The organism is Streptomyces johnsoniae (assembly GCF_031845565.1).
Taxonomy (GTDB): Bacteria; Actinomycetota; Actinomycetes; order Streptomycetales; family Streptomycetaceae; genus Streptomyces; species Streptomyces johnsoniae.
The window spans coordinates 115,980-139,220 of record NZ_JAVREV010000016.1 but is presented as its reverse complement, the minus strand read 5'-3'; the positions used below and the strand labels follow the sequence as shown (position 1 = coordinate 139,220).

The following is a 23,241-nucleotide window of genomic DNA, read 5'->3' as shown; positions in this document are numbered from 1 at the left end:
CTACTTCTTGCTCTTGGCCGAAGGCTTCGGCTTGCCGGACTGGGACTTCTTCGGCTGCTGCCGACCGCCCTTCTGCTGGCCCGAACGGGACTGCTTCTTCGGCTGCCGTCCCGAGTCGGACTGCTTCTTCGGCCCCTCATCCGGCTCGGACTGCTGCTGGTCCGGCTCCGACCGCTTGTCCAGCTGCGGGGCGGACTGGGCCTGCTTCTTGGGCTGGGTGCCACCCGCCTGCCGCTGCGACTTCGACTGACGCTTGGGCTGGGACCGGTTCATGCGGGCGGCCTCGCCGGCCTTCTTCGCCTCGGTCTCGGCCGGCTCCTCCTGAAGCTTGCCCTTCTTCCGCAGCCGCTCCTGGCGCTGCTTGAAGGCGAGGCTGCCGGGGGTGGGGTTACGCGTGATGACGTACATCTGCTGGCCCATGGACCAGACGTTGGTGGTCAGCCAGTAGATCAGGACGCCAACCGGGAAGTTGATGCCGAAGACGGCGAACATCAGCGGGAAGATGTACATGAGCATCTTCTGCTGGTTCATGAACGGCGTCTTGACCGTGAGGTCGACGTTCTTCGTCATCAGCTGGCGCTGGGTGTAGAACTGCGACGCCGACATCAGGATGATCATGATGACGGTGACGACCCGCACCGTGCCCTGCGAGGCATCGAGATCGGCGAGCTTCTCCGCACCGTCCAGGAAGCGGGCCGCGATCGGCGCCCCGAAGATCGTCGCCTGCCGTGCGCTGTCGACCTGCTCGGCGCTCAGCACGCCGACCTTGTCGTTGTTCGCGATGTGGTTCAGCACCTGGAAGAGCGCGATGAAGAACGGTGACTGCGCCAGGATCGGCAGACAGCTGGACAGCGGGTTCGTCCCCGTCTCCCGGTACAGCTTCATCATCTCTTCGGACTGACGCTGCCGGTCGTTCTTGTAGCGCTCCTGGATCTTCTTCATCCGCGGCTGGAGCGCCTGCATATTGCGCGTTGCCTTGATCTGGCGGACGAACAGCGGGATCAGCGCGATCCGGATGACGACCACCAGGGACACGATCGACAGGCCCCACGCCCATCCGCTGTCCTCATGGAAGACGAGGCTGTATCCCCGATGGAACAGGACGATGATTTGGGTGACTACCCAGTAAAGGGGACTCAGGATCGAGTTGATCGTGTCCACGGGTCAGGCTCCTTGGGCATTGTTGGGGGCACCCCCGGGTGAGGCGTGGGACAGGCTCCGGGGCCGCAGGCGGCCGAGCAGCCGCTGATGCCACACCGGGCGCTTGCGCGGAGGAACGTGGTCGACTCCACCGCGGGACCAGGGGTTGCACCGCAGGATGCGCCACGCGGTCAGGGCCGTCCCCTTCACGGCACCGTGCCGGTCGATTGCGCCGTACCCGTAGTGGGAACAGGACGGGTAGTAACGGCAGACAGGACCGAGCAACGGACTGATGGTCCACTGGTACAGCTTGATCAGCAGCAGCAGCGGGTACTTCATGGCCGTACCCCTCCCAGCAGCCGCTCCAGCGCGGCGTCGAGGTCCCGGGCCAGCTGATCGAAGGCAGCATCCCCCGCACCAGGCAGGGCCCGTACCACCACCAGGCTACCGGCGGGCAGCGCGGTCACCCGGTCCCGTATGAGATGGCGAAGCCGCCGCAGCACGCGGTTGCGGACGACCGCGTTCCCCACGGCTTTGCTCACGACGAAACCCGCACGCGGCGGAGAAGCATGCTCTCCCACCGGGTGCGGGTCCGTACCGCCGCTCAGATGGACAACGAGGTGCGGGCGTCCGGCCCTGCGCCCTCGGCGCATCGCGGTCGCGAAATCCTCGCGCCGCCTCAGCCGGTTTTCGACAGGCAGCACCGCATGGACCTGGTCAGCCGCTCAGGCCGACAGGCGGGCGCGGCCCTTGCTGCGGCGGTTGGCGACGATGGCGCGGCCGGCACGCGTCCGCATCCGCAGCCGGAAGCCGTGGGTCTTCGCCCGGCGCCGGTTGTTCGGCTGGAAAGTGCGCTTGCTCACTCGGGGGCTCCAGAAATTCTTCGGTGTTCCGGCACGGGCTTGCCGGGACAGGGTGTGGACCGCCGACAGCTGTCACCGTGCGCCCACGAGGATCGCAACGCCCGAGTCAGCCGCCCCACAAACCATCGGAGGCAGGCGGCAGCATCCGTCGACGACTCGACCTCGCAACGGTACGCGCGAGGCGTCCCGCCGGTCAAACCCGGACGGCGCACCCTTGTACACACCCTGTGGACAATGACTTGATGCGCATACGCCGCGCTGACTACCGTTGCTGAACTCGGAATCCTTTCCCGACCGCATCCGCCGTCACACACGGGGGCGGCTGTCGAAGCCAGCACCACCCCTGCGAGTGAGAGAGCGTGCCTCGTGGCTGACCTACCTACAGACCTTTCCGTGGTCTGGCCACGCGCTCTGACGTCGATGCTCGCGGACGGTCAGCGCCTGGAGAACAAGGACCACCGATGGCTCCAGGACTGCCAGCCGCTGGCCCTGGTGTCCGGCACGGCCCTGCTCGGCGTGTCGAACGAATACGCCAAGAGCGTGCTCGAGGGCCGGCTCGCCCCGCTGATCAGCGAGACGCTCAGCCGGGAGTGCGGCCAGCCCATCCGCCTGGCGATCACCGTTACCGCGCCGCCGCCCGAGACGCTGCCGCAGCCTCGGCAGCCGGCCGAGCCGAGCGCGCCGAGCGCGCCGATGGCCGGGGAACGACGCGGCCCGTACGGCGGGGACGGCTATCACGGGCCGCCCACCGCGCGCGCCGCCTACCCGGGCCACCCGATGGCCCCCCGGCCCGTGCCGCGGCCGGTGAGCTGGGGGCAGCGCGGCGACTACCCCGGGTACGGGCGCCCGGAGCCGTACGAGCAGCGCTACGACGAGCAGTCCTACGAGGACCAGCGGTATGACGAGCAGCGCTACGAGGACCAGCGCTACGAGGATCAGCAGCGGTACGCGCCGTCCGCGGCGCCCGGGCCCGCGGCCGTGCCGCAGCAGGCCACGCCCGCGAACTCCGGCGGCCCGCCGGAGCCGACCGCCCGGCTGAACCCGAAGTACCTCTTCGACACGTTCGTCATCGGTGCGTCCAACCGCTTCGCCCACGCCGCGGCCGTCGCGGTGGCCGAGGCCCCGGCCAAGGCGTACAACCCGCTGTTCATCTACGGCGAGTCCGGCCTGGGCAAGACGCATCTGCTGCACGCGATCGGCCACTACGCCCGGAGCCTGTACCCGGGCACGCGGGTGCGGTACGTCAGCTCCGAGGAGTTCACGAACGAGTTCATCAACTCCATCCGCGACGGCAAGGCGGACGCCTTCCGCAAGCGCTACCGCGACATGGACATCCTCCTCGTCGACGACGTGCAGTTCCTGGCGAGCAAGGAGTCGACGCAGGAGGAGTTCTTCCACACCTTCAACACGCTGCACAACGCGAACAAGCAGATCGTGCTGTCCTCCGACCGGCCGCCGAAGCAGCTGATCACCCTGGAGGACCGCCTGCGGAACCGCTTCGAGTGGGGGCTGATCACCGACGTCCAGCCGCCGGAGCTGGAGACCCGCATCGCGATCCTGCGCAAGAAGGCCGTGCAGGAGCAGCTGAACGCGCCGCCCGAGGTGCTGGAGTTCATCGCCTCGCGGATCTCCCGCAACATCCGGGAGCTGGAGGGCGCGCTGATCCGCGTCACGGCCTTCGCCAGCCTCAACCGGCAGCCGGTGGACCTGGGGCTGACCGAGATCGTGCTGAAGGACCTGATCCCCGGCGGCGAGGAGGCCGCCCCGGAGATCACCGCGGACGCGATCACCTCGGCCGTGGCCGACTACTTCGGCCTGACCGTCGACGATCTGGCGGGCTCCTCGCGCAGCCGCATCCTGGTCACCGCCCGGCAGATCGCCATGTACCTGTGCCGGGAGCTGACCGACTTGTCGCTGCCCAAGATCGGTCAGCACTTCGGCGGGCGCGACCACACCACCGTCATGCACGCGGACCGGAAGATCCGCGCCCTGATGGCCGAGCGGCGCTCCATCTACAACCAGGTCACCGAGCTCACCAACCGCATCAAGAACGGCTGACCCGCCCGCCGCGCGCTCCGCTCACCACCCGCTCCCCACCCGCTCACCGCCCGTTCGTTCCCCAGCGCCCCCGAGGACACCTCGGGGGCGCTGTTCGATTACTGCCGGGACACCCCCCGTTCTCCACAGATCTGCCGGATTTTTTCCGTCCACACCCTGTGGGAAGGGCGTGTCGTCCAGAACCGCGTCCACAGGGAGGCGAGAAAAACGGCAGACGCCCAGGTCAGGTGCCTGTGGAACTGTGGAGGGCCGTGATCCACAGCTGTGGACGGGACCGAGGGCTCGGCGGCGGGCCGGAGCGTTGTCCACCGCCCGCCCACAGGCAAAGGGCAGTTGTACACAGTCGATCCACAGGGTTGTCCACTGTTCGGCAACACAACGCGCGCTCTCACCGGGACGAGTGAAACAGGTCACAGTGGGCGCCGCCGGAGCCTGTTGAGAACCGCCCGGATTCTGGGGACGGACCTGTTGAGAAGTACGGGTCTCCTGGGGATGGCCTGTGCACAACGCGGCGGCGTCCACAGGGACCCCCTGTTCATCCACCGGTCCGCCCACAGGGCCTGTGCACAAAATCTGGGGGGTGACCTGGGCAAACGAGGTTTTCCACGGTTTCCACAAGCCCTACTACTACGACTACGGATATAAGCCGCTGGACTCGATTCGAAGTGGGGCCTGTGCACAACTCGGCCGGCGACGTCCTACCCGCCTCACGTCGATTTGACTCGCCGAAGCCCCTACTGTCAGTGCCGTGCGTCAGACTGGTGGCCCGTAAGAAGCCATCAGGCGAGCAGCCAGCGACAGCAGGAGGCGGCTGAAGTGAAGATCCGGGTGGAACGCGATGTGCTCGCGGAGGCGGTGGCCTGGGCCGCCCGCAGCCTGCCGGCCCGACCGTCGGTGCCCGTTCTCGCGGGCCTGCTGCTGAAGGCCGAGGAGGGGGCCCTCAGCCTCTCCGGCTTCGACTACGAGGTCTCGGCCCGTGTCTCGGTCGAGGTGGACGTCGAGGAGGGCGGCACGGTCCTGGTCTCCGGTCGGCTGCTCGCCGACATCTGCCGCGCCCTGCCGAACCGGCCGGTGGAGATCTCGTCCGACGGGGTGCGGGTGACCGTGGTCTGCGGCTCCTCCCGGTTCACTCTCCACACCCTGCCGGTGGAGGAGTACCCGGCGCTGCCGCAGATGCCGAGCGCGACCGGCGCGATCTCCGCGGAGGTCTTCGCCGCCGCGGTCTCCCAGGTGGCCATCGCCGCGGGCCGCGACGACACGCTGCCGGTGCTGACGGGCGTGCGCATCGAGATCGAGGGCGACTCGGTGACCCTGGCCTCCACCGACCGGTACCGGTTCGCGGTGCGCGAGTTCCTGTGGAAGCCGGAGACGCCCGACATCTCCGCCGTGGCGCTCGTCCCGGCCAAGACGTTGCTCGATACCGCCAAGTCGCTCAGCGGCGGGGACACGGTCTCCCTGGCGCTTGCGGGGGCGGGCGCGGGCGAGGGCCTGATCGGCTTCGAGGGCGCCGGGCGGCGGACCACGACCCGGTTGCTCGAGGGCGACCTGCCGAAGTACCGGACGCTGTTCCCCACGGAGTTCAACTCGGTGGCCGTCATCGAGACGGCGCCGTTCGTCGAGGCGGTCAAGCGCGTGGCGCTGGTCGCCGAGCGCAACACGCCGGTGCGGCTGAGCTTCGAACAGGGCGTGCTGATCCTGGAGGCGGGGTCCAGCGACGACGCACAGGCTGTGGAGCGCGTGGACGCCCAGCTGGAGGGCGACGACATCTCCATCGCGTTCAACCCCGGCTTCCTGCTCGAGGGCCTGAGCGCGATCGACTCCCCGGTGGCGCAGCTGTCGTTCACGACGTCGACGAAGCCGGCCCTGCTGAGCGGCCGCCCCGCGGTCGACGCGGAGGCGGACGAGTCCTACAAGTACCTGATCATGCCGGTACGGCTGAGCGGCTGAGGCGGTCGTCCAGGGCGTTGACCAGCTCTGTTGAGCGGCGGGACCCCACAGGTGTGCACGGGGACGCGGGCGTAGGCTCGGCCTCAGGCCATATCGCTATGAAGGAGTCCCCCATGCAGCTCGGTCTCGTCGGCCTCGGCAAGATGGGCGGGAATATGCGCGAGCGCATCCGCCGGGCCGGTCACACCGTGGTCGGGTACGCGCCGGACACCCCGTCCGCCGACGTCCACAGCCTGCGGGACATGGTGGACGCGCTGGCGGCGCCGCGCGTCGTCTGGCTGATGGTGCCGGCGGGGGCGGTCACCCAGTCGGTGATCGACGAGCTGTCCGCGCTGCTGTCCGAGGGTGACGTGGTGGTCGACGGGGGCAACTCCCGCTGGACGGACGACGCCAAGCACGCCGAGGAGCTGGCCGCCCGGGGCATCGGCTTCGTGGACTGCGGGGTCTCCGGGGGCGTGTGGGGCCTGGAGAACGGCTACGCGCTGATGTACGGCGGTGCGGCCGAGCACGTGGCCAAGGTGCAGCCGGTCTTCGACGCGCTGAAGCCGGCGGCGGACGCCGGTGCCGTGCACGCGGGGAAGGTCGGGGCCGGGCACTTCGCGAAGATGGTCCACAACGGCATCGAGTACGCGATGATGCAGGCGTTCGCCGAGGGCTGGGAGCTGCTGGAGTCGGCCGACACGGTGACCGACGTGCGGGAGGTCTTCCGCTCCTGGCAGGAGGGCACGGTGATCCGTTCCTGGCTGCTGGACCTGGCGGTGCGGGCGCTGGACGACGACGAGCACCTGGACCAGCTGCGCGGGTACGCCGCCGATTCGGGCGAGGGGCGCTGGACGGTGGAGGCGGCGATCGACCACGCGGTCCCGCTGCCGACGATCACGGCCTCGCTGTTCGCGCGGTTCTCCTCGCGGCAGGACGACTCGCCGCAGATGAAGATGGTGGCCGCGCTCCGCAAACAGTTCGGCGGGCACGCCGTCGAGAGCCCCAAGTAGCCGCCGGGTTGCGCGGGGCGGCGCCGCGTGGCGCCGGGAAGCAGACAGGCGCCGGTCGGGCGCGGTATCCGGGAGGTTGGCCCTAGGTGCACGTCACGCATCTGTCGCTCGCCGATTTCCGGTCCTATGCACGGGCCGAGGTCGCGCTCGGGCCCGGCGTCTCCACGTTCATCGGGCCGAACGGGCAGGGCAAGACCAATCTTGTGGAGGCCGTCGGCTACCTCGCGACGCTGGGCAGCCACCGCGTCTCCTCCGACGCGCCGCTGGTGCGGATGGGCGCGGACCGCGCCCTGGTGCGGGCCGCGGTGACGGAGGGCGGCCGACAGCAGCTGGTCGAGATAGAGGTGAATCCGGGCCGGGCCAACCGCGCGCGGCTCAACCGCTCGGCGCAGGTGCGTCCGAGGGACGTGCTCGGGGTGGTGCGGACGGTGCTGTTCGCGCCCGAGGACCTGCACCTGGTGAAGGGGGACCCGGGAGAGCGCAGGCGGTTCCTCGACGAGCTGATCACGGCGCGGGTGCCGCGGCTCGCGGGGGTGCGGGCGGACTACGAGCGCGTGCTGAAGCAGCGCAACGCCCTGCTGAAGTCGGCCGCGATGGCGCGTCGGCACGGCGGCCGCGGCGTCGACCTGTCGACGCTCGACGTGTGGGATCAGCATGTGGCGCGGTCGGGGGCCGAGTTGCTGGCGCAGCGGCTTTCGCTGGTGGAGGCGCTGCGGCCGTTGGCGGACAAGGCGTACGACCAGGTGGCGCCCGGCGGCGGCCCGGTGGGTCTCGACTACCGCGGGGTGGCGGAGGGCGCGGTGCCGCGCGAGGAGTTGTACGGGCTGCTGCTGGGGGCGCTCGGGGAGGCGCGTGCGCAGGAGATCGAGCGCGGGGTGACGCTTGTCGGCCCGCACCGCGACGATCTGGTGCTGCGGCTCGGGGAGTTGCCCGCGAAGGGGTACGCGAGTCACGGGGAGTCGTGGTCGTTGGCGCTCGCGCTGCGGCTTGCGTCGTACGAGCTGCTGAAGGCCGAGGGCCCCGAGCCGGTGCTGGTGCTGGACGACGTCTTCGCCGAGTTGGACGCACAGCGGCGGGAACGGCTGGCCGAGCTGGTGGCGCCGGGCGAGCAGGTGCTGGTGACGGCGGCCGTGCCGCAGGACGTTCCCATGGCGCTGATGGGCGCCAGGTTCACGGTGGCGGGCGGGAGCGTGGACCGTGAGTGAGGGTGCGGGCGCGGAGGGTTCCGCGGCGCGGGGGGCCGGCGGGGAGCGGCCGGAGCCGTCCGGCGTGGACCTGGCGCGGGTGGCCCTGCGCGCGGCGCGGGAGCAGGCGCGCGAGCGCGGGGCGATGGTGCAGCAGCGCAGGCAGGCGCGGCGCGGTGGGCTGCGCTCCGGGGCGCGCCCCGGCGGGCGCGACCCGTTGCCCCTGGGTGCCGCGGTGGAGCGGCTGACGGTGGAGCGCGGCTGGGAGATGCCGTTGGCCGTGGGCGGCGTGCTGGGGCGGTGGCCGGAGTTGGTCGGCCCCGAGGTGGCGCAGCACTGCGGTCCCGAGGGGTACGACGAGGAGTCGCGCGTGCTGACCGTGCGGTGCGATTCGACGGCGTGGGCGACGCAGCTGCGGCTGCTGGCCCCGCAGTTGCTGCGCCGGCTGAACGGGGATCTGGGCCGGGGCACGGTGACATCGCTGAAGGTGCTGGGGCCCGCGGCGCCGGTGCGGCGGGCGGGGCGGCTGCGGGCGCCGGGCAGCCGTGGGCCGGGCGACACCTACGGCTGAGCGCGGGCCGCCGGGGGGCGTCCCGGGGCGTCCCGGGGCATCCCGGGAAGTCCGGAGCGGCGGGCGGACGGGTGTGCCGCGGGGTGCGGGAGTGATGCCGGTCACGTTCCCAGAGGTTGACAGGCCGAAGCGCTGAGCGCCGTTGTGAGCGGATCAGGGGCCCAGGTCGCATATGGGGAGTCATCGGATGGCAGTTCAGGGCGGCACATGCGGACTCAGGGCCCGGCAAACCGTCATTACGGTTGGCGCTACCGGTAGACTGGAGTGACCCGCCCCCGTTGCGGACCATGTCGAACGACACAGCCGCTCCCTTGTGCCGGAGTTGGCTCGTGCTGTGCCAGAAAGGGCGCTTCGTGGCCGATTCCGGCGATGCCAACAACAACACTCCCAGCTCGGCCGCGTCCGCAGACGGGCTTCCCTCCTACGACGCCAGTGCGATCACGGTGCTGGAGGGTCTTGACGCGGTACGCAAGCGGCCGGGCATGTACATCGGGTCGACCGGCGAGCGTGGTCTGCATCACCTCGTGACCGAGGTCGTGGACAACTCTGTGGACGAGGCCCTGGCCGGGCACGCGGACACGATCGCCGTGACGCTGCTGGCCGACGGCGGCGTCCGGGTCGTGGACAACGGGCGCGGCATCCCGGTGGGCATGGTGGCCTCCGAGGGCAAGCCGGCCGTCGAGGTGGTGCTGACGGTGCTGCACGCCGGCGGCAAGTTCGGCGGCGGCGGGTACGCGGTGTCGGGCGGCCTGCACGGGGTGGGCGTCTCCGTGGTGAACGCGCTGTCGCGGAAGGTGGCGGTGGAGGTTCGCACGGACGGCTACCGCTGGACGCAGGACTACAAGCTCGGGGTGCCCACGGCGCCGCTCCAGCGGAACGAGGCGACCGCCGAGACGGGCACGACGGTCACCTTCTGGGCGGACGGCGACATCTTCGAGACGACGGTCTACTCGTTCGAGACGCTGTCGCGCCGCTTCCAGGAGATGGCGTTCCTCAACCGCGGGCTGACGATCTCGCTCACGGACGAGAGGGCGGCGGCGAAGCAGACCTCGGGCGCGGACACGGCGGCCTCGGACGGCGACGACAAGCCGCGTTCCGTGACCTACCACTACGAGGGCGGCATCGCGGACTTCGTGCGCCACCTCAACTCCCGCAAGGGCGAGCCGGTGCACCCCTCGGTCATCGAGATCGAGTCGGAGGACACCGAGCGCAAGATCTCCGTCGAGATCGCGATGCAGTGGAACAACCAGTACAGCGAGGGCGTGTACAGCTTCGCGAACACGATTCACACCCACGAGGGCGGCACGCACGAAGAGGGCTTCAGGGCGGCGATGACCCAGCTGGTCAACAAGTACGCCAGGGAGAAGAAGCTGCTGCGCGAGAAGGACGACAACCTTGCGGGCGAGGACATCCGCGAGGGGCTGACCGCGATCATCTCCGTGAAGCTCGGTGAGCCGCAGTTCGAGGGCCAGACGAAGACGAAGCTGGGCAACACGGAGGCGAAGACCTTCGTGCAGCGGATCGTCTACGAGCACCTCTCCGACTGGCTCGACCGCAATCCGACCGAGGCCGCCGACATCATCCGCAAGAGCATCCAGGCGGCCACCGCCCGGGTCGCCGCCCGCAAGGCGCGCGACCTCACGCGCCGCAAGGGCCTGCTGGAGACGGCCTCGCTGCCGGGCAAGCTCAGCGACTGCCAGTCCAACGACGCGGCGCAGTGCGAGATCTTCATCGTGGAGGGCGACTCGGCGGGTGGCAGCGCCAAGTCCGGCCGCGACCCGCAGTACCAGGCGATCCTCCCCATCCGCGGCAAGATCCTGAACGTGGAGAAGGCCAGGATCGACAAGGTGCTGCAGAACACCGAGGTCCAGGCGCTGATCTCGGCCTTCGGCACGGGCATCCACGAGGACTTCGACATCTCCCGGCTCCGCTACCACAAGATCATTCTGATGGCGGACGCCGACGTCGACGGCCAGCACATCAACACCCTGCTGCTCACGCTGCTGTTCCGCTTCATGCGCCCGCTGGTCGAGTCCGGCCACGTGTACCTCTCGCAGCCGCCGCTCTACAAGATCAAGTGGGGCCGCGACGAGTTCGAGTACGCCTACTCCGACCGCGAGCGCAACAGCCTGATCCAGCTCGGCCGCGAGCGCGGCAAGCGCATCAGGGAGGACTCGATCCAGCGCTTCAAGGGCCTCGGCGAGATGAACGCCGAGGAGCTGCGGGTGACCACCATGGACCGCGCGCACCGCGTGCTGCGCCTGGTCACGCTGGACGACGCGGCGGCGGCCGACGACCTCTTCTCGATCCTCATGGGCGAGGACGTGGAGGCCCGCCGGTCGTTCATCCAGCGCAACGCCAAGGACGTCCGTTTCCTGGACATCTGAACGGCCGGACGCCACCGGTCACCCCCACCAGCAGCTCGAAAGGATTCGGACGTACGTCATGGCCGACGACAACCCCACTCCCCCCGCCGGCGAGGAGCCCGAGCTCAACTCGGCCGGTGCGCTGCGCATCGAGCCGGTCACGCTCGAAACGGAGATGCAGCGCTCCTACCTCGACTACGCGATGAGCGTCATCGTCTCGCGCGCGCTGCCGGACGTGCGGGACGGGCTCAAGCCCGTGCACCGCCGCGTGCTGTACGCGATGTACGACGGCGGGTACCGCCCCGAGCGCGGCTACTACAAGTGCGCCCGCGTCGTCGGCGACGTGATGGGGACGTACCACCCGCACGGCGACACCTCGATCTACGACGCGCTGGTGCGGCTGGCACAGTCCTGGACGATGCGCATGCCGCTGGTGGACTCCAACGGCAACTTCGGCTCGCCGGGCAACGATCCGGCCGCGGCCATGCGGTACACCGAGTGCCGCATGGCGCCGCTCGCCATGGAGATGCTGCGGGACATCGACGAGGAGACCGTCGACTTCCAGGACAACTACGACGGGCGGAACCAGGAGCCGACCGTCCTGCCCGCCCGCTTCCCCAACCTGCTGATCAACGGCTCGGCCGGCATCGCCGTCGGCATGGCCACCAACATCCCGCCGCACAACCTGCGGGAGGTCGCGGCCGGCGCCCAGTGGTGCCTGGAGCACCCCGACGCCTCGCCCGACGAGCTGCTCGACGCGCTGGTCGAACGGATCAAGGGCCCGGACTTCCCGACCGGTGCGCTCATCGTCGGGCGCAGCGGCATCGAGGAGGCGTACCGCACCGGCCGCGGCTCGATCACGATGCGCGCGGTGGTGGAGGTCGAGGAGATCCAGGGCCGCCAGTGCCTGGTGGTCACCGAGCTGCCCTACCAGGTCAACCCGGACAACCTCGCGCTGAAGATCGCCGAGCTGGTCAAGGACGGGCGCGTCAGCGGCATCGCCGACGTCCGGGACGAGACGTCCTCGCGGACCGGGCAGCGCCTGGTCATCGTGCTGAAGCGGGACGCCGTGGCCAAGGTCGTGCTGAACAACCTGTACAAGCACACCGACCTCCAGACAAACTTCGGCGCCAACATGCTGGCGCTGGTCGACGGCGTGCCGCGCACCCTGTCGCTCGACGCGTTCATCCGCAACTGGGTGGCGCACCAGATCGACGTCATCGTGCGCCGCACCCGCTACCGGCTGCGGAAGGCGGAGGAGCGGGCGCACATCCTGCGCGGCCTGCTCGCCGCCCTCGACGCCATCGACGAGGTCATCGCCCTGATCCGGCGCAGCGCCACCGTCGACGTGGCGCGGGAGGGCCTGATCCGGCTGCTGTCGATCGACGAGATCCAGGCCAACGCGATCCTGGAGATGCAGCTGCGCCGGCTGGCCGCCCTGGAACGGCAGAAGATCACCGCGGAGCACGACGACCTCCAGGCCAAGATCGACGAGTACAACGCGATCCTCGCCTCCCCGGAGCGCCAGCGCGGCATCATCTCCGAGGAACTGGCGGCGATCGTCGATAAGTTCGCGAACGACCGGCGGACCGCGCTGATCCCGTTCGAGGGCGACATGTCCATCGAGGACCTGATCGCCGAGGAGGACATCGTCGTCACCATCACCCGGGGTGGCTACGTCAAGCGGACGAAGACGGACGACTACCGGGCGCAGAAGCGCGGCGGCAAGGGCGTGCGGGGCACGAAGCTGCGCGAGGACGACATCGTCGACCACTTCTTCGTCTCCACCACGCACCACTGGCTGCTGTTCTTCACCAACAAGGGACGGGTCTACCGGGCGAAGGCGTACGAGCTGCCCGACGCCGGGCGCGACGCCCGCGGGCAGCACGTGGCCAACCTGCTGGCCTTCCAGCCGGACGAGCAGATCGCCGAGATCCTGGCCATCAGGGATTACGAGGCCGTCCCGTACCTGGTGCTGGCCACGAAGTCGGGCCTGGTGAAGAAGACCCCGCTGAAGGACTACGACTCGCCGCGTTCAGGCGGCGTCATCGCGATCAACCTGCGCGAGATGCCGGACGGCCGCGACGACGAGCTGATCGGCGCGGAGCTGGTCTCGGGTGCCGACGAGCTGCTGCTGATCAGCAAGAAGGCGCAGTCCATCCGGTTCGCGGCGACCGACGACGCGCTGCGGCCGATGGGCCGGGCCACCTCGGGCGTCAAGGGCATGAGCTTCCGCGAGGGCGACGAGCTGCTGTCGATGAACGTGGTCCGTGCCGGGACGTTCGTGTTTACCGCAACGGACGGCGGGTACGCCAAGCGGACGCCGGTCGACGAGTACCGCATCCAGGGCCGCGGCGGTCTCGGCATCAAGGCGGCGAAGATCGTGGAGGACCGCGGCTCCCTGGTCGGCGCGCTCGTGGTGGAGGCCACGGACGAGATCCTGGCCATCACGCTGGGCGGTGGAGTGATCCGCACGCGGGTCAACGAGGTCAGGGAGACGGGCCGTGACACCATGGGCGTCCAGTTGATCAACTTGGGGAAGCGGGATGCCGTCGTCGGCATCGCCCGCAACGCCGAGGCCGGCCGCGAGGCCGAGGAAGTCGAGGCCGAGTCGTCCGGAGAGGCGGCCCCGGCCCCGGGCGATGAGGAGTAAGGCGTGAGCGAATCCAGGGGCTCTGCCGCGGGCGGCGCGGGGAACGACAAGCAGCCCCCGGACCGTTCACCTTCGGGTCCGCCGGCCGCGGGCGCCACCGGCACCGACTCCGGCAGCTCCCGCTCCCGGAAAACATCCCCAGAAGACACGACTCGTGGGGGGACCACGATGACCAGTGCAAGACCCGTGGAGCCTTTTGCGCAGGGCCCCGGCGGTTCCGCGCAGGACCCGCAGCACTATCACCCCCCGCAGGCGTACCCGGCCCCGCCGGGTGCCGCGCCCACGGTGGGGCAGCAGTCCCAGTCCCAGCAGCAGTCACCGGGGCAGCCCCAGGGGCCGCCACAGGGCGGCCAGCAGGCCCCGCAGGGGCAGCAGGCTCAGCAGGCGCAGCGGACCGGCCAGGCGGCGGTGCGCCGCCCCCGCACGGGGGCGCGCACCGTGCCGAGGACCCGCAAGGCGCGGCTGCGGGTGGCGAAGGCCGATCCGTGGTCGGTGATGAAGGTCAGCTTCCTGCTGTCCATCGCGCTGGGGATCTGCACGATCATCGCCGTCGCCGTCCTGTGGATGGTGATGGACGCGATGGGCGTCTTCGCCACGATCGGCGACACGGTGACCGAGGCCACCGAGACGGACACCGACAGCGGCTTCGACCTGGTGGCGTTCCTCTCGCTGCCGCGGGTCATGCTGTTCACGTCGGTGATCGCGCTGATCGACGTCGTGCTGGCCACGGCGCTGGCCACACTTGGCGCGTTCATGTACAACCTGTCGGCCGGTTTCGTCGGCGGGATCGAAGTGACGCTGGCGGAGGACGAATAGCGATTTGGGAGCCGGGGTGCACATGCGCTAGCCTTTCTGTGCACCACGCGGGGCTATAGCTCAGATGGTTAGAGCGCATCCCTGATAAGGATGAGGCCACAGGTTCAAGTCCTGTTAGCCCCACCAGCGAAAACGGCCCCGGTCAGTCCCGACCGGGGCCGTTTGACATCTACGGCTGACATCAGCCGGTCGTTATTCCGCCTTCTCCGCTCCCTTCAGGAGATCGGCGAGCAGAGCCGCGGCGGCCCGCTGGTCGTCATCCACAACGTGTGTATAGATGTCCATGGTCATGCTGATCTGACTGTGCCGAAGGATCGCCTGCGCCGACTTCGGATGCACCTTCAGGAAGGCCAGCAACGTCCCGCACGTGTGCCGCGCGAGCCGGACCGTGATCCGGCGGACCGGCGCGTGGCCCACCATCGTTTCGAACGTCCGGGAGAAGCCGCGCGGCTCGATCGGCCCGCCGTGCCGTTCGGTGAAAACCAGTTCCTCCCCCGCCTCCTGATGCCAGCGCGCGCCGGCCGCGGTCTTCTCCTGCTCCTGCACCTTCCGGCGTTCCCGCAGCGCCTCGGCGACGAAGGACGGCAGGGGAAGTGCCGCCTGTGAGGAGTCGGTCTTGAGCTTCTTCAGGATCAGCTTCCCCTCCTCCCGCTGCACCTGCCGGACGGGGGTGAACTGCTCGTTCTCGAAGTCGATGTCCTGCCACCTGAGACCGAGCAGTTCCCCGCGGCGCAGGCCGAGGGTCAACAGGACGACGAACGCGGCGTAGAGGCGGTGCTGACGGGCCGTGCCGAGGAAGGTGATCGCTTCCTTCGCGGACCACGGCTTCCGCTCCTGCTTGTCCACTGAGGGCATGTCCACCAGCTCAGCGACGTTCCGCGTCACCAGCTCCTCACGGCGGGCCCGGTTGAGCGCGTTCCGCAGGACGCGCAGCGTCTCGGCCCGCGTCGGCGCCGGTACCTCGTCCCTCTTCATCCGGGCGAGCGCTTCCCGCACCTGGTGCGGGGTGAGGCGCGGCAGCGACTTCTTGCCCAGGTGAGGGATCAGGTACAGCCGGACCTTCCCCTCGTACTTGGCGTAGGTGTTGTACTCGGCGGACGGCTGCACGATCTGCGCGAGCCAGTACGTGAGCCAGTCCCCGACCGTCCAGTCCCGAGAGGGCACGGGCACGCCGTTGCGCTCCTGCTCCTGAAGCTTGGCCAACTTCTCGGCCACCTCGTCGTACGTCCGGCCGTACCGGTAGACGCGGACGCGGATACCGTCGGAGTTCGTGACGTAGGCGGCGCCCTGGTAGCGGCCGTCCTTGCGCTTGGTGATCGTTCCCCCACCGTTGGGGCGGCGCTTTGCCATCAGGCGGCTTCTCCCATCTGGGTGTCGATGTACTGGCGAAGTGCCTCGGTCGGGACACGGCGGGACCGTCCGGCGCGGAAGCTCCTGAGCTGTCCGGAGCGAAGCAGGTCGTAGACCTTGGAGCGGCTGAGGCGCAGTGCGGTCATAACTTCGGGGATGGTGAGGGTTTCGGGAAGCGGCGGGGGTGTGGCGCGCACGACGAACCTCCGGGAGTGTTCGGGGCTGGTGGGCCCCTTCCTGTCAGGTCCGCTACTTCCGCTACCTCCGCTACCGCCCTGGTCAGGGGCATGATCGTGGTAGCGGATCGGGGCAGCGGTAGCGGATGGGTCCGCTACCGGCCCGGCGTGCGGGTGCCTGGGGCCGGTAGCGGGTGAGGTGGGGCGGTAGCGGATCGGCGGTGGCTTGCCGCTACCTGCGTAGGACCGGTGACCTGCCCGGTAGCGGAGGTAGCGGAAGTAGCGGACTCTCAGCGGGGGGCGGGCAGTAGCGGGCCCACGCGTCGTGGAGATCTGCCGCGTAGTAGCCCTTCATGACGCTGCCGCCGGTCTTGATGTTGCGGGCAGCGATCGGGGCGTTGTCGGCGGTCATGTACTCCCGGAGCATCCGGGAGAGCCCGCGCGCGTCCAGGGGCCTGCCGCTCATGTCGGCCCACGGCGCCTCTTCCAGGCTGTGCAGCCGGTCGAGGATGGCGACGGTGGGCAGGCGGTCGATTCCGGCGAACACGTAGTCGCGCAGGTCGGTGAGCAGGCGGATGCCGATGCTGCCCTTGTCACTGGTCTTGGCCGCGTTGACCAGTTCCACGCATGCGGCACGGGCTCGTTGAGGCCAGGTTCCGCCGGCCGCGTCGGCGATCGCGAGCAGGGGTTCCCACACGTCGGCGGGCCGGTCGGTGATGCCCTCGGGGAGTTCGGGGAACACCCCGTCAACGAGGTGCCGCACGGACTGGGCCCAGTTCGCCAGCCGGTCGCGGAGCGCGTGGCCTTCCTTCTCGTGGATGCGCTGCCGGAATGACTCCACGTCCTCGTTCGGCGCGCGGCGCCGCATGCGGATGATGACGGAGCGGGTGAGGATGGTGTCGGGCAGGCTGCCCAGACCGGCGACAGCGACCGCGCAGAAGGATGGGAATTCCTGTACCTGCTGGTTGGCACCGTCCCCCACGCAGCGCCACATGACGCCGGAGCGGCGGTGACCGGCGTTGAGGAAGCCGCGGAGTTGTTCGTTCTCTCCTGCTTTGGGGCCGAAGACGGTATCGATCTCGTCGAACAGGATCGTCGGTCGGCCGTCCATGCCGGACACGGCGCGGAACAGTGCGGACGCCGAGGCGTTGACCGCGACCATCGGCTGAGGAACCAGGGTTTCCACGATCTCCAGCGCCCTGGACTTTCCGGACCCCGGTTCCGGGGAGAGGAATGCGATTCGGGGGGTGGAGTCGAAGCAGTCGAGCAGGTGGGCGTGCGCGTCCCACAGCGTGACAGCGATGTGTGCGGCCTCGGTGGGGAAGATGTTGAACCGGCGGTGGAAGGCTTCCACCTCGTCGAGCAGTGCGGCTCCGTCGATGCTGGGGGTCATGCGGCGGCCCTTCCTTCCTGCGGGTTGCGGAGGGGGCAGGTGTCGCGGTGTGCGGTGTGGCCGGCCACGAGTGCGGCGACGCGCTTGCGCCCGGCGGCACGTTCGTCCCTGCCGCACCGGCACCAGGAATGGGCGGTGGGGACGACGCGCCAGTCCGGCGGGGCGTAGACGTTCAGCCAGGCAACGGGGCGGCGGCCGTCCGGCCGGTGCGGGCCAGGGCGAAGGACAGATACGACGCCTTCGGCGACGCCCTTCGAGGCGCCTACGGCCGCGGTGTGCGGGCGTTGGCGGGCGCCGCGCGGCTGGGTGGTCATGTGGCCCTCACCGCCCCGCTCAGGCCGTTGGTGACGGCGCGGACGGCGTAGGGCTCGGGGACGCCCACGGAAACCGCGGCGTCGATGATGTCCCGCCCAAGCGTGTCCAGTCCGCAGGGGCCGGGGCAGGCGGCGTGCTGCCCGGCGATGAACCTGGCCACGCCGAACGCCTGTGATCCCGCGCCCTGTTCGGTGCGGACGCGGACGAGGGCAAGGCCCCGTTCCAGTCCGGTGCGGACGAAGCGTTCGGTGTGGCGGCACCCGGTGGCCACCGTGCGGTCCCACGTGGCGCGGTCCGGTGACGAAGAGACCACCCCGGGGCGCGGCGGGGTGGTCTCTTCCTTCTCCGGCAGCGCGCGGACGGCCGCCGGCAGATCGGTCGTGGGGCCGGCGCCGGGGCCGAGCCAGCGTGCGTAGGCCGTGCGCGATTTGATGTCGACGCCGGGGCGCACGGCGTTGTGGGAGGCCATGGCGCCCTGGTAGATCCAGTGCTCTCCGCGGGTGGTGGGCACGGTCCGGGTGGGGGGGAGTGTTTTGCGGGCCCAGGCGACGGCCGCCGCGTTGTCCAGGTCCACGACGGTGAGGTCGGCGCCGCCGGGGTGGTAGCCGACCGTGCCCGCTTCGCGCCAGGCTCGGGCCCAGGCCGGAGAGGTGAGTACGGCGGGGTTGGTGGTTGCGGCGGCCCATGCGTGGCACGGCGCGGGACAGATGCACGGCCCGGCGTGCTTCATGTTCGGCCGGCCGCCACAGAGGCCCGGGGTCGGGCCGGAGCAGGAAAGGCAGTTGCCCACCGGCCCCTTGCCCTTCCTCAATGGCAGGACCGGCATGCCTGTCTGGGTCAGATTCAGTGCCGTGCGCAGCAGCGCGTCACGGCGTTCATGGGTCATGCTGGATACCTCCAACTGGTTGGTTGGGCCGGGGCGGTCGCGGTCTTTGGCGAGAGGGCGACCGCCCCGAATCACGTCTAGGCGACGTCCAGGGCGAGCTGGGCGGGTACGGGTTCCTCGGCTCCGGGTGCGTCGGCGGCGAGCAGCGTGCGGTAGGCGAGTGCGGCTTGGTGGATGACGACGCCGTTGCCGAGGATTTTGAGCTGGTCGGAGCGGGACAGTCCCAGGTCCGTGCCGGTCACCCAGCCGGGATCGGCGCCCATCATCCATTCCACGAATGCCGGGGACAGGCGTCGGTTGCCCTTGGTGCCCGCTTCGGTCGGCTCGGGTGCGGGACGCCCCAACACCGCCTCCCAGCGGTGGATGGCGGGCCCGTAGTCGGTGCCGTTGGTGGCCACCCACCGCCCGTCCAGGCGGACGGCCTGGCCGGGGAGGTAGTAGTTGCCGGTGGTGTCCCGCTGGTTGGGTCCGCCGTGTGGTCCGTCGGATGGCTTGGGGGTGGGCAGCAGGTTGACCACCACCTCGTTCAGCGGGCGGGAGTTGGTGCCTACGAGGTTGGAGGCGCCGGACTTCCAGTCGCGTGCTTCGGGGGTGGGCAGGAGGGTGACGGCGGTGCGCAGGTTCATGCCGCCTTGGCGCTTGGGGGAGGTTCCGGGGCCGCCGGTTCCGTCGGCGGCGGCGGGGGTGGGCAGAAGCGTCAGGCGGCCGTCGGGGGCAGCAAGAAGACCACTTCGTCCTCCAGCGTGGGCCCGTGTCCGCCTGCTTTGCGCTTGTCCGGGTGCTGGGGTCCGCCGTTGCGTCCCAGTTGGGATGTGGGGGTCTTCAGCAGCGGGATACGCGACGGCGAACCAGCGGTCGCGCCGGTGGCAGGCTCCGACTTCGGGATCTGAAGCGCGTAGGCACATCCACCGCGCGTCATACCCGCACGCGGCCAGGTCGGCGGCGACGACGTCGAGTCCGCGGCTGCGGATGGCGGCGACGTTCTCCAGGAAGACGAGGCGGGGTCGAAGGTGGCGAATGGCGCGGTCGATGGTTTTCCACAGTCCCGAGCGGTCACCGGCGATTCCTCCCCGAGGTCCGGCGTTGGAGATGTCCTGGCAGGGAAAGCCGGCCGTCAGCGCCGCCGGGCGCGGTAGATCGGCGGCCAGTGCCGCCCAGTCGACGGCCGTGATGTCATCCAGGTTGTGTGCCTGGGGCAGGCGGGCGGCCAGCAGCCGGGACGCGGCCGGGTCCTTCTCGCCGACCATGACCGTGGGCAGGCCCGTGACGGCTTCCACGGCTTGGTCCAGGGCACCGGAGCCGGTGCACAGACTGATGTTGCCGCCCTCCAGCGGCGGGAGGGGGGTATGGGTCATGCTGGATACCTCCAACTGGTTGGTTGGGCCGGGGCGGTCGCGGTCTTTGGCGAGAGGGCGACCGCCCCGGGGTGGGGCTAGAAGGCGGAACGGAAGGCGGTGCCGCGGGTGGCGTGAGTGGCCGTGTCGTGGCGTTCGCGGCTGTTGAGGAACGCGGCTTCGAACTTGGCTTCGTGTTCGTTCTGTTCGGGCCAGGTGCGCAGGTTGCGGATGGCGGGGTGGTCGCGCCGGTCGTAGACGGGGCCGTAGAGCAGGTAGAACCGTTCCGGGCCGATGCCGCCGCCCCAGGTGAGGCCGATCAGCGGCTTCTTGGTGAACTGGATCTCGCCGACGAACGTGCCGGCCTTGAGGCCGGTGGTCTTCTCGGCGATGTAGTAGGTCCGGCCGGCCCGGACGTTGCGGGCGAACGCGCGCGCGTCCTTCTTCAGCCGGCGGTACTCGGCGTGGGTGAGCGAGGTCATTGCACTCCTTGTGGTGTGTGCGTGACTTCGGCTGTCCCCACACACGCAGTTGGTCACTGTGCGTGTGGGGAGGGAGGCAGGGGGCGCCCCCGGGGTCGTGTTCTCGGGGTTTCCGCAGGCCGCGGGGGTGCGCCTTCCCTGGTTCCCTGGCGGGGTGTTGTCGCAGATCAGGTCAGGGAGGCGGGGGTGGGGAGGCGGTTGGGGAGTTCTCCCTCCGCCTCCGGCGCCTCCCTGTTACTCTCCGTCGTCGTCGGCGTCGGCGTCGTCGTCGGTGTCGTCGTCCCGTTCGGCGAGTGCTTCCAGGACGCGGGCGCGGCTGACGACCATGACGCCGCTGGACTTGTGGGCGTCCGCGCCGGCCGCTTCGAGGGTGCGGATCAGGTCGGACGCGGTCCAGCCGCGGTACTCACCGGGGTTCTTCTCGGCGAGCCGCTGGCGCACTTCCTCGGTCCGCATCCGCTTCTGCGTGCCGAGCACCGCGGCAATGTCCGCGAGGTGGTCGGCGGGCTCGGCCGGGCCGGTGTCGTCGGCGGTGTTCACCGGCTGCCGACGCTGCTTGGCCTGTTCGGCGATGGCTTCGGCTTCGTCGCCGTTGATGTAGTGGGTGCGGATGTTCATGGACGCCTGCCCGGTGCCCAGGGGTACCCCGTCACCGGTCGCGACGACCTGGCCCTTGTCCAGGCCCTGACGGAGCTTGTGCGGGGCGGCGCCCTTCTCCACGGGCGTCTCACCGAGTGCCATCTTGGCCTGCGCCTCGGTGCCGAGCACGAGTGAGGCGCGGATGTGGTTGCCCTCGCGGGAGCGCTTGGGCAGGTTGTCGTTGGTGGGGTCCTGGGTGCCTTCCCAGGTGGTGACGTTCACCGCGCGGCCCTGGTCGTGGATGCCCTTGATCGCCTGGAAGTAGCGGCTGTTGGCTTTCGCGCCGCCGTAGGGCCGCTTGTCCTTGCCGATGACGCCGGAGCCGTAGGCGACCTGTGCTTCGTCGATGATGACGACCAGCGGCGGGAACACCGTGCCGGGCGGGGCCTGAAGCCTGTCCTGCATCTCCTGAAAGGCGTCCTCGACCATGTGGGTGGCGCGCATGACGTGCTCATCCGCCGGGCCCTGGATCAGCACCGTGGCCAGGCCGTCGAACATGGCCCAGTCACCCACACCCTTGAGGTCGGCGATGCGGAACTCCACAGTGGGGTCCAGCGCGAGCCACAGCGCCAGGGCGCGCAGTGCGGCGGTCTTGCCCTGGTTGGACAGGCCCGTGACCAGAAGGTGCTTCTGGAACAGGCTGATGGCGGCAACGTCGCCGCGCAGGTCCAGCCCCCACGGGGCGCGGCCGGTCTTGTAGTTGGCCCTCAGACCGGGGTCCAGGACGAGGGGGGAGGCGGGAACCGGTTCGTCCAGTGCGCCGGAGTCGGCGATCCACAGGCGGATGGTGCGCGCGGCGGGTGCGACGGTGGGGTAGACCTCGTGCTCGTGGCGGCCCAGGTTCTCCGCCAGCTTCCGGCGCCGGTTCATGACTTCTTCGGTGGACACGCCTGAGGGCAGGGTGACGTCGACTTCGACGCCGCACCCGGCCAGGGTGATGGGGCCGAGCATCGCGGCGCCCGCGTCGCCCATGTCCTTGATGGCCTTCTTCAGCGGGCCGATGCCCAGGTCCCGCAGCGCGGTGACCACGATGGAGGGCGTGATCGGCTCACCACCGGCGTCGTGCCGGCGGGCGGGCAGGGCCCACTTCGGCGCCGCCTGCTGCTTACGGCCGACCGTCCACAGACCGGCCATGGCCGCCCATGGCGCGGCCATGGTCAGTGGCCCCCACACCACGGAGCCGATGAACACCATCCACCGGACCAGGTCCACCACGAACATCGTGGGGTCGGCGACATCGGCCGGGTTCTCGGTGGACACCGCCAGCGCGACACCGAGCAGGAGCAGGCCGCCTGCTCCCAGACCGGCCGCGCACGCCGCGCCCTTCGCGGCGCGGCCGGGCGCGGTCAGCATCTCCATGCGCCGCTGGTGGCGCTGCTGGCGGAACCGCTGCGCGCGCTCTTCCCATTCCTTGGCCTCCTCCAGCTGCCCCGTGGCCTCGGCGGCGCGGATCATCCGCTCGTACCGGGCGGTGGTGCGCGACTCCCACGCCCGGCGGGTCAGCACCCGGGCCCCGCCGACGACGTACAGGCCGTTCCTGGCGGCGTAGCGGGCGGCGGTGCGGGTGCGCTCGTGCCGCACCGCCGCGATCACGGCGCGGCGGGCACGGGCCACCTGCCCCGCCGCCGTCTCGACCGTGGCGCCGTCAGGCGCCTCGGTGGGCGGGGTGGGGGTGGTGTCGGGTACGTCCTTGACCAGCGACAGGTGCGCCCGGGCGCGCGTGCCCGCGCCGCCGGGGGAATCTGCGCTGTGTCCGTTGATCTCGGGTTCGGCCATGATGAGGGGTACCTCCGGTGCATCTGATGGGGTGCGCGGGGAGGCCCGGGGCCGGTCGTGTGCTGGCAGGCTTGGGACCGGCCCCGGGACGGGTAGGGCGTTAGTCGATGTCGTCGATGAGGCTGCGGTCCATGTCCTCGAAGTCGACCCACCGGCCACCGTCGTCGGCGGTCACCGTGTTGCCGTTCACGACGACCGTGTTGCCGTTGACGTCGCCACCGCTCTGGATACCGACCACGCTGCCGGGCGTGGCCACATTCACGACCGTCGCGTTCTTCGTCTTCTTCTTCGCCATGATCT

21 protein-coding genes and 1 tRNA gene are annotated in these 23,241 nt (G+C 70.1%); 9 read left to right on the top strand and 13 right to left on the bottom strand.

The window, feature by feature from the left end; genetic code table 11:
* From yidC to rpmH, 4 genes are read right to left on the bottom strand one after another with little or no spacing between them, the layout of a single operon-like run.
* Positions 1-1,152 carry a membrane protein insertase YidC gene (gene yidC / locus RM779_RS25820; RefSeq protein WP_311620229.1) on the bottom strand — a complete coding sequence of 384 codons (1,152 nt, stop codon included), beginning with the start codon at positions 1,150-1,152 and terminating at the stop codon, positions 1-3.
* 12 nt (positions 1,153-1,164) lie between these two features.
* Positions 1,165-1,479 (bottom strand): membrane protein insertion efficiency factor YidD, encoded by a 315-nt coding sequence (yidD, locus tag RM779_RS25815; protein ID WP_077060153.1) that lies wholly within the window; start codon positions 1,477-1,479, stop codon positions 1,165-1,167.
* Complete coding sequence (rnpA, locus tag RM779_RS25810) at positions 1,476-1,844, bottom strand: ribonuclease P protein component (protein ID WP_077060152.1); 369 nt, start codon at positions 1,842-1,844, stop codon at positions 1,476-1,478. The genes yidD and rnpA overlap by 4 nt, the downstream gene beginning before the upstream one ends.
* Positions 1,845-1,865: 21 nt before the next feature.
* Positions 1,866-2,003 carry a 50S ribosomal protein L34 gene (rpmH, locus tag RM779_RS25805; protein ID WP_016906158.1) on the bottom strand — a complete coding sequence of 46 codons (138 nt, stop codon included), beginning with the start codon at positions 2,001-2,003 and terminating at the stop codon, positions 1,866-1,868.
* Between the two features lie 420 nt (positions 2,004-2,423).
* Between rpmH and dnaA the strand changes: the two genes are divergently transcribed.
* From dnaA to RM779_RS25760, 9 genes are all read left to right on the top strand, one after another.
* Positions 2,424-4,061, top strand: a complete 1,638-nt coding sequence (dnaA, locus tag RM779_RS25800; RefSeq protein WP_449657307.1) for a chromosomal replication initiator protein DnaA — start codon at positions 2,424-2,426, stop codon at positions 4,059-4,061.
* Positions 4,062-4,877: 816 nt separating this feature from the next.
* Positions 4,878-6,008, top strand: coding sequence for a DNA polymerase III subunit beta (gene dnaN, locus RM779_RS25795; protein ID WP_311620153.1), 1,131 nt, complete (start codon positions 4,878-4,880; stop codon positions 6,006-6,008).
* 113 nt (positions 6,009-6,121) lie between these two features.
* On the top strand, positions 6,122-7,000 hold the full coding sequence (gene gnd / locus RM779_RS25790; RefSeq protein WP_077060149.1) for a phosphogluconate dehydrogenase (NAD(+)-dependent, decarboxylating): 879 nt from the start codon (positions 6,122-6,124) through the stop codon (positions 6,998-7,000).
* An 86-nt stretch (positions 7,001-7,086) separates the two neighbouring features.
* Positions 7,087-8,205 (top strand): DNA replication/repair protein RecF, encoded by a 1,119-nt coding sequence (recF, locus tag RM779_RS25785; protein WP_311620152.1) that lies wholly within the window; start codon positions 7,087-7,089, stop codon positions 8,203-8,205.
* Entirely contained in the window at positions 8,198-8,755 is a 558-nt protein-coding gene (locus RM779_RS25780; protein WP_311620151.1) for a DUF721 domain-containing protein, read from the top strand. The genes recF and RM779_RS25780 overlap by 8 nt, the downstream gene beginning before the upstream one ends.
* Before the next feature lie 329 nt (positions 8,756-9,084).
* Positions 9,085-11,142, top strand: coding sequence for a DNA topoisomerase (ATP-hydrolyzing) subunit B (gene gyrB / locus RM779_RS25775; RefSeq protein WP_311620150.1), 2,058 nt, complete (start codon positions 9,085-9,087; stop codon positions 11,140-11,142).
* Between the two features lie 58 nt (positions 11,143-11,200).
* A complete protein-coding gene (gene gyrA, locus RM779_RS25770; protein ID WP_311620149.1) occupies positions 11,201-13,774 on the top strand; it encodes a DNA gyrase subunit A in 2,574 nt (857 codons plus the stop codon).
* A 168-nt stretch (positions 13,775-13,942) separates the two neighbouring features.
* Positions 13,943-14,590 carry a DUF3566 domain-containing protein gene (locus RM779_RS25765; RefSeq protein ID WP_311620148.1) on the top strand — a complete coding sequence of 216 codons (648 nt, stop codon included), beginning with the start codon at positions 13,943-13,945 and terminating at the stop codon, positions 14,588-14,590.
* 49 nt (positions 14,591-14,639) lie between these two features.
* Positions 14,640-14,716: transfer RNA gene (locus RM779_RS25760), tRNA-Ile, on the top strand.
* A 66-nt stretch (positions 14,717-14,782) separates the two neighbouring features.
* Here RM779_RS25760 and RM779_RS25755 read toward each other — a convergent pair.
* The 9 genes from RM779_RS25755 to RM779_RS25715 all read right to left on the bottom strand — a co-directional run bounded on the left by RM779_RS25755 (position 14,783) and on the right by RM779_RS25715 (position 23,236).
* Positions 14,783-15,940 (bottom strand): tyrosine-type recombinase/integrase, encoded by a 1,158-nt coding sequence (locus RM779_RS25755; RefSeq protein WP_311620147.1) that lies wholly within the window; start codon positions 15,938-15,940, stop codon positions 14,783-14,785.
* A complete protein-coding gene (locus RM779_RS25750; RefSeq protein WP_311620146.1) occupies positions 15,940-16,137 on the bottom strand; it encodes a helix-turn-helix domain-containing protein in 198 nt (65 codons plus the stop codon). Before RM779_RS25750 ends, RM779_RS25755 begins: the two co-directional genes overlap by 1 nt.
* Before the next feature lie 211 nt (positions 16,138-16,348).
* Positions 16,349-17,509, bottom strand: coding sequence for a DUF3631 domain-containing protein (locus tag RM779_RS25745; RefSeq protein ID WP_311620145.1), 1,161 nt, complete (start codon positions 17,507-17,509; stop codon positions 16,349-16,351).
* Positions 17,506-17,823, bottom strand: a complete 318-nt coding sequence (locus RM779_RS25740; protein ID WP_311620144.1) for a hypothetical protein — start codon at positions 17,821-17,823, stop codon at positions 17,506-17,508. The genes RM779_RS25745 and RM779_RS25740 overlap by 4 nt, the downstream gene beginning before the upstream one ends.
* Positions 17,820-18,710, bottom strand: coding sequence for a bifunctional DNA primase/polymerase (locus RM779_RS25735; RefSeq protein WP_311620143.1), 891 nt, complete (start codon positions 18,708-18,710; stop codon positions 17,820-17,822). The genes RM779_RS25740 and RM779_RS25735 overlap by 4 nt, the downstream gene beginning before the upstream one ends.
* 77 nt (positions 18,711-18,787) lie before the next feature.
* Positions 18,788-20,065: a DNA cytosine methyltransferase gene (locus RM779_RS25730; RefSeq protein WP_311620142.1), complete on the bottom strand. Its 1,278-nt coding sequence runs from the start codon at positions 20,063-20,065 to the stop codon at positions 18,788-18,790.
* 77 nt (positions 20,066-20,142) lie between these two features.
* Positions 20,143-20,526 carry a hypothetical protein gene (locus tag RM779_RS25725; protein ID WP_311620141.1) on the bottom strand — a complete coding sequence of 128 codons (384 nt, stop codon included), beginning with the start codon at positions 20,524-20,526 and terminating at the stop codon, positions 20,143-20,145.
* 234 nt (positions 20,527-20,760) lie between these two features.
* Complete coding sequence (locus RM779_RS25720) at positions 20,761-22,941, bottom strand: ATP-binding protein (RefSeq protein ID WP_311620140.1); 2,181 nt, start codon at positions 22,939-22,941, stop codon at positions 20,761-20,763.
* A gap of 100 nt (positions 22,942-23,041) precedes the next feature.
* A complete protein-coding gene (locus tag RM779_RS25715; protein ID WP_311620139.1) occupies positions 23,042-23,236 on the bottom strand; it encodes a hypothetical protein in 195 nt (64 codons plus the stop codon).
* Positions 23,237-23,241: the final 5 nt, after the last annotated feature.